6 protein-coding genes are annotated in these 10,240 nt (G+C 72.5%); 5 read left to right on the forward strand and 1 reads right to left on the reverse strand.

What is annotated here, in order from left to right:
• The 3 genes from ACF088_RS36645 to ACF088_RS36655 form a co-directional block, all read left to right on the forward strand.
• Positions 1-1,189: SUKH-4 family immunity protein (locus ACF088_RS36645; RefSeq protein ID WP_392380253.1), on the forward strand; the 1,189-nt coding region annotated here is incomplete at its 5' end.
• Between the two features lie 269 nt (positions 1,190-1,458).
• A complete protein-coding gene (locus tag ACF088_RS36650; RefSeq protein WP_392380264.1) occupies positions 1,459-2,394 on the forward strand; it encodes an LCP family protein in 936 nt (311 codons plus the stop codon).
• A gap of 163 nt (positions 2,395-2,557) precedes the next feature.
• On the forward strand, positions 2,558-3,625 hold the full coding sequence (locus tag ACF088_RS36655) for a cellulose-binding protein (protein WP_392380254.1): 1,068 nt from the start codon (positions 2,558-2,560) through the stop codon (positions 3,623-3,625).
• Between the two features lie 31 nt (positions 3,626-3,656).
• On the opposite strand, the gene ACF088_RS36660 is transcribed toward ACF088_RS36655, so the two are convergent.
• Positions 3,657-5,264 (reverse strand): MFS transporter, encoded by a 1,608-nt coding sequence (locus tag ACF088_RS36660; protein ID WP_392380255.1) that lies wholly within the window; start codon positions 5,262-5,264, stop codon positions 3,657-3,659.
• Positions 5,265-5,676: 412 nt separating this feature from the next.
• Here ACF088_RS36660 and ACF088_RS36665 point away from each other — a divergent pair, with 412 nt between their 5' ends.
• Together ACF088_RS36665 and mfd are read left to right on the forward strand one after the other, a co-directional pair.
• Positions 5,677-6,252 (forward strand): phospholipase A2, encoded by a 576-nt coding sequence (locus tag ACF088_RS36665; RefSeq protein ID WP_392380256.1) that lies wholly within the window; start codon positions 5,677-5,679, stop codon positions 6,250-6,252.
• Between the two features lie 230 nt (positions 6,253-6,482).
• Positions 6,483-10,028 (forward strand): transcription-repair coupling factor, encoded by a 3,546-nt coding sequence (gene mfd, locus ACF088_RS36670; protein ID WP_392380257.1) that lies wholly within the window; start codon positions 6,483-6,485, stop codon positions 10,026-10,028.
• Positions 10,029-10,240 lie beyond the last annotated feature (212 nt).

A 10,240-nucleotide genomic window follows, 5' to 3' on the forward strand; every position in this document is an offset into this window, starting at 1 on the left:
CGGCGGTCCCGGCGGCCCCGGTGTGCCGCCGGGCGGTCCCGTCGCCCCGCCCCCGGTCCCGCCGCCCGGTCAGCCCGCTCCGCCCGGACCTCCGCAGGGACAGCCCGGACCGCCGCAGGGCCCGCCCGGGGCGCAGCAGGGCCCCGGTGGCCAGCCCCCCGGCGGCAGCGGTGCGTACGGCTATCCGCAGGCGCCCAGCGGTCAGCCGACCGTCGGCCCGGGCTATATGGCCGTACTGAGCTATCGCGCGCCGGACGGCTCCGAGCAGAAGATCGTGCGTCGTTCGGCGCCCGGTACGCCGCATCCGGAGTGGCAGCTGCTGCACGAGCTGCGCGGGATGAACGTTCCCCCGCAGCAGGTGCTGGAGCTGCACACGGAGCTGGAGTGCTGTGATCTGCCGGGTGGCTACTGCGCCCGGATGATCCGGGACAACTGGCCGCAGGTGCGGATCAGCCATACCGCCGCGTACGGCAGCGACCATGCCTCGCGCCAGCAGGGCGTACGGCATCTCGTCGAGCATCAGGGCGAGTTGCACCAGGTCGCGGACGGTCCGGCGCGGCCGGCGCCGGTGCGGGCGCCGTTGCCGCATCCGTCGCAGGTGCAGCCGGTGCCCCCGGTGCCGCCGCAGGCGATCGGACAGGAGCTGGAGCAGGCGTTCGGTCCGCAGGGGATCTTCCGTTTCGATCAGCGGTCGGTCTCCCGGCACGGGGTGCCCGAGGTGGTGGCGCAGACGCTGGTGTGGTCCGGGCTGCCGGTCGACTTCGGGCCGTTCTTCTGGGCGCAGGCGCAGCCGGGCCGTCCGGTGCCGACGCTGGCGGAGCTGGCGGCGGAGCGGATGGTGCAGCCCGCCTCGGACGCCGGGTCGTATCTGGTGATGGGCAATGACTTCGGCCGGCAGCTGTGTGTGCAGTACGGGACCGCGCACATCGTGGCGGTGCCGATGGAGGCCGGGCCGGGCGGGGCGCCCGCGACGCCGCAGTTTGTGAACTCCGGTCTGCCGGAGTTCGCGCGCTGTCTGGCGATGCTGGGGCGGATGTGGCGGCTGCGGTACGGGCTGACGCCTGAGCAGGCGGGCCGCTGGACCGTCGACTTCCAGGCGCAGCTGGTCGCGCTGGACCCGCCGGCGCTGGGTTCGCCGGAGACCTGGTGGTCGGTGCTGCTGGAGCAGATGTGGGACGGGCTGCTGTAGGGGCGGTGGCGGAGCGCCACCGGAACCGGCGGCAGGCTCTGCGGTAGCGACCTGGTCAGGGCGCTCGACCTGCGGGACGGGTCGGGTGCCCTGACCATGCGTATATGGGCCGTCCGATACCCCCGTTGTCGCAGCCGCCGTCGTCGTCGACGCCGGCGACGTTGTACCGGGCGGGGCGCCCGCGCTGGTGGCACCGGCGGCGGACGCCCGGGTCGCTGCGCGGGCCGGGCCCGCCCCGGCGCCGGTGGGCGTGGCTCGTCTGGCTCCTGGTGGCGTTGCTGGTGCTGGTCGTGGTGGTGGTCGCGATCGGGGCCTGGCTGTATGTCTCGGCGGGGCGGCAGCTGCGGCACATGGACGCGCTGGCCGACTATCCGGGGCGGCCGCCCGCGGGCAGGGGCACGAACTGGCTGCTGGTCGGCTCGGACAGCCGCAGCGCGCTGACCCCGCAGCAGCGCAAGGAGCTGCACGTCGGCAACAACGACGTGCGGAACACCGACACGATCATGGTGCTGCACTACGGAGATCACGGACCGTCGCTGGTCAGCCTGCCGCGCGACAGTTATGTCCCGATACCGGGCCACGGCAACCGCAAGATCAACGAGGCCTATGCGGACGGCGGGCCCCAGCTGCTCACCCGAACGGTGGAGCAGGCGACCGGGCTGCGGATGGACCGCTATGCCGAGGTGAACTTCCTGGGGTTCGTGCGGGTCGTGGACGCCCTCGACGGTGTGCGGCTGTGTCTGGACAAGCCGCTGCGGGACGAGAAGTCGGGGGCGGACTTCCCGGCGGGCTGCCGGCGGATGAACGGCACCCAGGCGCTGGCGTACGTGCGGGCCCGGTATAGCGACCCCGACGGTGACCTCGGACGGGTGAAGCGCCAGCGGCAATTGCTCGGTGCGGTTGCCGACGAGATGGCCTCCCCGGACGTCCTCCTCGATCCGTCCCGGCTGCAGCGGGTGCTGCACACCTCGTTGGCGGCGCTGACCGTGGACGAGGGTGCGGACATGGCGCGGGTGCTGGATATGGGCTGGTCGATGAAGCAGATCGCCGGGGGCGAGGGGACGGCGACGACGGTTCCGGTGGTACGGCCCGGGGTGATGGTGAGCGGGGTGGGATCGGTGCTGCAGTGGGACGAAACCGGGGCGAGGCGGTTGTTCCAGGCGCTGCGCGCAGATGATCGGATTCCGACTTCTGGCGATAAATAACGCATCCTGGTGGGTGGGTTGGGCGGAGTGTCGCGAGGGTGCGGCTTCGGTGCGATCCACGGGAAGTGCGCGTCACTGCACGGTGCTGCAGGGAATCATGCGAAATGAAGCGGAACGCTGCGGGTCGCGCGACTGCTGTGCGCGGCGGAGAGGGGCTTGAGGGATGAGTGCATCGGTTTCGCCTCACGGGTTCGAGGCCGTACGAGGACGTGGCTACCGGCCGGAGGATGTGGACCGCCGCGTCACGGGGCTCTCGGTGGACCGCGACTCCTGCTGGGAGCGCGCCGCACGGCTCACCGTCCTGTCCAACCAGATGGAGGCCGAACTCGCGGAGCTGCGCGGCTATCTGGCGCAGCAGCCGCCGCAGACGTACGAGTCGCTCGGCAGCGAGGCCCGGCTGATCCTGACGACCGCGGAGTCCGAGGCGGCACGGCTGCGGGCCGAGGCGGAGCAGGCGGCCGAGCAGACGCGCGGCGGGGCCGCCGCCCACGCGGACGACGTCCGGGACGCGGCCGAGCGGGCGGCCTACGCGCTGCGGGCCGAAGCGGACACCCGGGCCCGGCGGACGGAGCGGGCGGCGCGCGGGGAGGTCACGGAACTGGCGGCCGTGGCGGCCGAGGACGCCGAGCGGCTGCGGAGCGAGGCGGCCGAGGGGCTGGCGGAGGTGCGCCGGCGCACCGCGCAGTTGCTCGGCGACCAGGAGAAACGGCAGACGGAGGAGTGGGACGCGGCCGGGCGGGAACTCGTGGCGCTGGAGACGGAGACGGACCGGCGCGTCGCGGAACTGGACGCCCGCGGGAAGGCCGCCCGCGCCGACGCCCGGCGGCTGTACGCGGAGGCGGAGGAGGCCGCCCGGCACCGCCAGGAGGACGGCGAGGACCGCGCCGCCGGACTCCTCGCCCAGGCCCGGGCGGAGGTGGAACGCATCGAGCGCGCCACGGAGCGGATCCTGCGCGAACACGACGCGGAGCGCGAAGAGGTACGCGTCCATATGACCCACGTCCGCAACAGCCTGGCGGTGCTCACCGGGAAGGCACCGGTGGCGGAGGGGGGCGACGAGGCCGTCGGGAGTGCGGAGGGCGGCGGACGGAACGGTGGCGCGGGCACCGCCGCCGGCGGCTTCGGCAACGGCTCCGGATCCGGCAAGGGCTCCGGCTCCGGTTCCGGTTCCGACGAGGACGACACCTTGGAGACGCAGCTGCCCCGTCGGCGCGGCGGCCCGGGCGCCTGACCGCCCGCCCCGCCGGCCACTTCCTGCCCGGCTACTTCGCGCCCGGCTCCCCCTCGCCCGTCCCACGGGTGTCCGTGTGCACCGGGAAGCGCCGTGGTGCCAGCAGTACCAGCGCGGCCAGCGCGAGCCCGGCGGCCGCGGCGGCGCCGAGGTAGACGTGGTCGACCGTGGTGTCGACGGCGCGGCGGAGGTAGTCGGTGGCATGGGCGGTGAGGGCGCCGGGGTGCTGGAGGGCGTGTGAGACCGCGTCCAGGTCGCCGGGCAGGCCGGGGCGGATGTCCGAAGGGGCGTGCGCCAGGCGGTCGTTGAGGGTGGCGTTGGCGAGGGCGCCGAACAGTGCGGCGCCGAGGGACTGGCCGACCTGGCGGCAAAAGAGTATGGAGGCGGTGGCGGTGCCGCGCTCGGCATAGCCGACCGAGGACTGGACGCCGATGATCAGCGGGAGCTGGAAGAGGCCGAGCGCGGCGCCGAGCGCCAGCATGATCAGGGCGGGCTGCCAGGCCGCGCCGGGGTAGGGCAGCAGGGGGAAGGCGAGCAGGATCAGACCGGCCGCGCCGATGCCGACCGCCGCACAGGTGCGGATGCCGAGGCGGTTGTAGACATGGCTGCTGAGCGCGGCCGAGACCGGCCAGCTCAGGGTCATGACGGAGAGCACGAAGCCGGCGGCCGTCGGGCCCAGGCCCAGCACCGCCTGCGCGTAGGTGGGCAGGAACACGGTCGGCGCGACCATCAGCAGCCCCAGGGCGCCGAGGGCGAGGTTGACGGCCGAGATGGTACGGCGGCGCCAGACCCAGCCGGGGATGATCGGTTCCGCGGCACGGCGTTCGATGAGGACGGTGAGCGCGGCGCACAGCGCACTGCCGGCGAACAGCAGCAGGGACGGCGCGGAGAGCCAGGCCCAGGCCACCCCGCCCTGGACCAGGGCGGTCAGCAGCAGCCCGCCACAGGCGAAGATCGCCAGCGCGCCGGGCCAGTCGACGCGCGGGCGGCGGGCCCGCGGACCGTGCCGGTCCCGCTCCGGCTCGGAGAAGTGCCGCACGATCAGCCAGAGGGCCACCGCCCCCACCGGCACATTGACCAGGAAGATCCACCGCCAGTCGGCGTAGGCGGCGAGCAGTCCGCCCAGCGCGGGTCCGGCGACCGCCGAGGTGGCCCAGACGCTGGAGAGCCTGGCCTGGATCTTGGGGCGTTCCTTCATCGGGTAGAGGTCGGCGGCGATGGTCTGGACGGTGCCCTGGAGGGCGCCGCCGCCCAGGCCCTGGAGCACCCGGAAGGCGATCAGCGAGGCCATGTTCCAGGCGCCCGCGCAGGCCAGCGAACCGGCGAGGAAGAGCACGATGCCGGTGATCAGGATGGGCTTGCGGCCGAAGGTGTCGGAGAGCTTGCCGTAGACGGGCAGGGTGACGGTGACGGCCAGCAGATAGCCGGAGAAGAGCCAGGAGAAGACCGCGAAGCCGCCGAGGTCACCGACGATCTGGGGGATGGCGGTGGCGATGATCGTCGAGTCGAGGGCGGCCAGCGCCATTCCGAGCATGAGGGCGGCGACGACGGGGCGGCGCCGCGGATCCGCGGGCGCCGGGCCCGCCGTCCGCAGGGCCTCGCGTGCGCCGTGGCCGGCAGGTCGCGCGCTGTTGGTCACCGTTCCCCCTCCGCAGGGCCTTCCGCAGGTCCTTGTACGCTGCACCCTTCCATGCGGGCGCGCAGCGCGGAACCGCGCATCCGGGCCGGGCGGCGACTCGGCAGGCTCCGGGGCGGGGCGCACGGGCGGCCGCGGCGGGAGAGGTGTCCCGGATCACAGCGGTGTGCGCGTCGGGGGTTTATGCGCAGGGAACCCCTTTTGGGTACCGGTCGCATCCGGACATAGTGATCAAGTTATCTCTTCTCTCGCCATGTCCGGCCGTGCGGAATGCAGGGTTCCCTTGAGGGGTGCCCGGGCGCTCCGTTAATTCCTCCTGCGGAGGCGCATCGCCACGCTAGTTTCCTTCCCGAAGCCGATTTCGCACGCGGCTTCTCTGCAGCATGACATCGGGGAAGGGAAACAAGTGAACACGATGCGGACCTCTTTCGGAGGTGTCGTACTGGCCGGTGTCCTCGCTCTCGGGACGGCGGCACCCGCGCTCGCCGCGACGCCGGCAACGGGGGCGGTCACGTCCGGACCGTCCGCCGTGGCGCAGCAGGTCTCCGCGGCCGACGTGGCCGGTCCCGCGGTCGGCGGGGCGTACCGGCTGACGAAGCTCAAGTCGCTGACCGGCAAGGGGCAGGCGTCCCGGACGGACTGGTACCAGTACCTCGGGCAGTACCGCTCGGGCTCGAATTACTTCCGGTTCAACTGGAGCACCAACGGCTGCAACAGCTCGCCGGACAAGCTGCCGGGCGGCTACAACTTCTACCACTCCTGCTACCGCCACGACTTCGGTTACCGCAACTACAAAACAATTGTGGGGAAGCCCGCCTGGCGCAGGGACCACAAGAACCGCATCGACGAGGTATTCCTGCAGGACATGCGCCAGGCCTGCCAGTACAAGCCCTGGGCCGACCCGCTCACCCCGGCGATGCGGAAGAAAATGAAGGCCGCCTGCCTCAAGACCGCGGACAAGTACTACGCCGCGGTCAGGGTCGCCGGCTGATCGGTGCCGCTCGCGGAGGATCGGTACCGTTCGCGGCTGATCGGTGCCGCTCCCGGCTGACGGCTCGCGCCGCGGCCGGGAGCGCGGCCCCGGCGCGAGCTGTCCGGCGCGCCGGGGCGTCCCGGGCTTGCGGCCCGCCCGGGTGGCGGGCGGGCGTACGCTTGGCAACCCCGGCCCGTGAGACGTGTCGGGCTGCTGCGTTGTTCGCCTCGCTGGGACGGAACCTTCTGATGAGCCTGACTGGTCTGCTCGACGCCGTCGTACGGGACCCGGCGCTCGCCGAAGCGCTGCAGGCCGCGGCCGACGGGAACCGGCCGCATGTGGATCTGGTGGGGCCGCCCGCCGCCCGCCCGCTCACCGTCGCCGCGCTGGCCCGGCAGGCCGGCCGCCCGGTGCTCGCGGTGACCGCCACCGGCCGGGAGGCGGAGGACCTCGCCGCCACCCTGCGCAGCCTGATGCCGGCCGGCGAGGACAACTCCGTCGTGGAGTTCCCGTCCTGGGAGACGCTGCCGCACGAGCGGCTCTCCCCGCGCTCGGACACCGTCGGCCGGCGCCTTGCGGTGCTGCGCCGGCTCGCCCACCCGCGCACGGACGACCCGACGGCCGGCCCCGTCTCCGTCGTCGTCGCCCCCATCCGCTCCGTGCTCCAGCCGCAGGTCAAGGGCCTGGGCGACCTGGAACCGGTGAGCCTGCGCACGGGGCAGAGCGCCGACCTGGGAGAGATCGTCGACGGCCTGGCGGCGGCCGCGTACGCCCGCGTCGAGCTGGTGGAGAAGCGCGGTGAGTTCGCGGTCCGCGGCGGGATCCTGGACGTCTTCCCGCCGACCGAGGAGCATCCCCTGCGGGTGGAGTTCTGGGGCGACGACGTCGAGGAGATCCGCTACTTCAAGGTCGCCGACCAGCGGTCCCTGGAGGTCGCCGAGCACGGCCTGTGGGCGCCGCCGTGCCGTGAGCTGCTGCTGACCGACACCGTCCGGGAGCGGGCCGCGGCGCTCGCCGAGCAGCATCCCGAACTGGGCGAACTGCTGGGCAAGATCGCCGAGGGGATCGCCGTCGACGGCATGGAGTCGCTGGCCCCGGTCCTGGTGGACGACATGGAGCTGGTGCTGGACGTGCTGCCGGCCGGGAGCATGACGGTGGTGTGCGACCCGGAGCGGGTCCGTACCCGGGCCACCGACCTGGTGGCGACCAGCCAGGAGTTCCTGCAGGCGTCCTGGGCGGCCAGCGCCGGCGGCGGAGAGGCACCGATCGATGTGGGTGCGGCCTCCTTGTGGGGCCTCGCGGACGTCCGGGACCGGGCGCGCGAGCTGGGGATGATGTGGTGGTCGGTCAGCCCCTTCGCGTCCGGCGAGGAGCTGGAGAGGGACGGCGACACCCTCAAGCTGGGCATGCACGCCCCCGACACCTACCGCGGTGACACCCAGCGGGCGCTGGCCGACACCAAGCAGTGGCTGGCGGACGGCTGGCGCACGCTGTTCCTCACCGAGGGACACGGTCCGGCGGCCCGCACGGTCGAGGTCCTCGGCGGCGAGGGCATCCCCGCCCGTCTGGACGCCGACCTCGCCGAGCTCTCCCCGTCCCTCGTCCATGTCTCCTGCAGCTCCCTCGACAACGGCTTCATCGACCCGGAGCTCCGGATCGCCGTCCTCACCGAGACCGACCTCTCCGGCCAGAAGGCGGCCGGCAAGGACGGCGCCCGGATGCCGGCCCGCCGCCGCAAGACCATCGACCCGCTCACCCTGGAAGTGGGCGACTTCATCGTCCACGAGCAGCACGGTGTCGGCCGCTACATCGAGATGGTGCAGCGCACGGTCCAGGGCGCCACCCGCGAATACCTCCTCGTCGAGTACGCACCTGCCAAGCGCGGCCAGCCCGGCGACCGCCTCTACATCCCCACCGACCAGCTGGAGCAGGTCACCAAGTACGTGGGCGGCGAGGCCCCGACCCTGCACCGGCTCGGCGGCGCCGACTGGACCAAGACCAAGGCCCGCGCCAAGAAGGCCGTCAAGGAGATCGCCGCCGACCTCATCAAGCTGTACTCCGCCCGGATGGCGGCGCCCGGCCACATCTTCGGCCCGGACACCCCCTGGCAGCGCGAGCTGGAGGACGCCTTCCCGTACGCGGAGACGCCCGACCAGCTCTCCACCATTGCCGAGGTCAAGGAGGACATGGAGAAGTCGGTCCCCATGGACCGCCTGATCTGCGGCGACGTCGGCTACGGCAAGACGGAGATCGCGGTCCGCGCCGCCTTCAAGGCCGTCCAGGACGGCAAGCAGGTGGCGGTCCTGGTCCCGACCACCCTCCTTGTCCAGCAGCACCTCGGCACCTTCACCGAGCGCTACGGCCAGTTCCCGGTCAACGTCCGGGCGCTGTCCCGCTTCCAGACCGACGGCGAGGCGAAGGCGGTCCTCGAAGGGCTGCGGGACGGCACCGTCGACCTCGTCATCGGCACCCACCGGCTGTTCTCCTCCGAGACCAAGTTCAAGGACCTGGGCCTGGTCATCGTCGACGAGGAGCAGCGCTTCGGCGTCGAGCACAAGGAGCAGCTGAAGAAGCTCCGTGCCAATGTCGATGTCCTGACCATGTCCGCCACGCCCATCCCGCGCACCCTGGAGATGGCGGTGACGGGCATCCGCGAGATGTCCACGATCACCACCCCGCCCGAGGAGCGCCACCCGGTCCTCACCTTCGTCGGCCCGTACGAGCAGAAGCAGATCGGCGCCGCCATCCGCCGTGAACTCCTGCGCGAGGGCCAGGTCTTCTACATCCACAACCGCGTCGAGTCGATCGACCGGGCAGCCGCCCGGCTCCGCGAGATCGTCCCCGAGGCGCGCATCCAGACCGCTCATGGCCAGATGGGCGAGTCGGCGCTGGAGCAGGTCGTCGTCGACTTCTGGGAGAAGAAGTTCGACGTCCTGGTCTCGACGACGATCGTCGAATCGGGCATCGACATCTCCAACGCCAACACCCTGATCGTCGAGCGCGGCGACAACTTCGGCCTCTCCCAGCTCCACCAGCTGCGCGGGCGGGTGGGCCGCGGCCGCGAGCGCGGTTACGCCTACTTCCTCTACCCGCCGGAGAAGCCGCTGACCGAGACCGCCCACGAGCGGCTGGCGACCATCGCCCAGCACACCGAGATGGGTGCGGGCATGTACGTCGCCATGAAGGACCTGGAGATCCGCGGCGCGGGCAACCTCCTCGGCGGCGAGCAGTCCGGCCATATCGCCGGCGTCGGCTTCGACCTCTACGTACGGATGGTGGGCGAGGCGGTCGCCGACTACCGGGCCTCCCTGGAAGGCGGCGTGGAGGAGGAGCCCCCGCTCGAAGTCAAGATCGAGCTTCCCGTGGACGCCCATGTCCCGCACGACTACGCCCCCGGCGAGCGGCTGCGCCTCCAGGCGTACCGGGCCATCGCGTCCGCCTCCTCGGAGGAGGACATCGCGGCCGTCCGCGAGGAGCTGGTCGACCGCTACGGCAAGCTGCCCGAGCCCGTCGAGAACCTGCTGCTGGTGGCCGGTCTGCGGATGCTCGCCCGCTCCTGCGGCGTCTCGGACATCACCCTGCAGGGCTCCAACATCCGCTTCGGGCCGGTGGAGTTGCGCGAATCGCAGGAGCTGCGGCTCAAGCGGCTCCACCCCCGTACGGTCCTCAAGCCGGCCACCCGTCAGATCCTGGTGCCGCGCCCGGCCACCGGCAAGATCGGCGGCAAGCCGCTGGTCGGCCGCGAGCTGCTGTCGTGGGTGGGGGAGTTCTTGGCCACGATTTTGGGCTCGTAGCCGTTTTGGGCTCCTAGCCCTGCTTCCCACGTTGTCGGGTGCGGCGCCGTGTGTCGTCTGTTGCTTTCGCCTTCGGCGGGGTGGGTGTGGTTTGGGCGGGGGCGCTTGCTGTTCGTGGTGGGTGCCGGTGGCGGGGGGCCCCCGGGGGGGGGGGGGGGGGGGGGGGCGGAACAGGCCCCCCCCCCCCCCCCCCCCCCCCCCCCCCCCCCCCC

This window comes from Streptomyces sp. NPDC015125 (assembly GCF_043080045.1).
Classification (GTDB): Bacteria; Actinomycetota; Actinomycetes; order Streptomycetales; family Streptomycetaceae; genus Streptomyces.

What these genes read in the sequence shown, in the direction of transcription:
- ACF088_RS36665 (WP_392380256.1), top strand. Translation starts at nt 5,677, where the DNA reads ATGCGGACCTCTTTCGGAGGTGTCGTACTGGCCGGTGTCCTCGCTCTC.
- ACF088_RS36655 (WP_392380254.1), top strand. Translation starts at nt 2,558, where the DNA reads ATGAGTGCATCGGTTTCGCCTCACGGGTTCGAGGCCGTACGAGGACGT.
- mfd (WP_392380257.1), top strand. Translation starts at nt 6,483, where the DNA reads ATGAGCCTGACTGGTCTGCTCGACGCCGTCGTACGGGACCCGGCGCTC.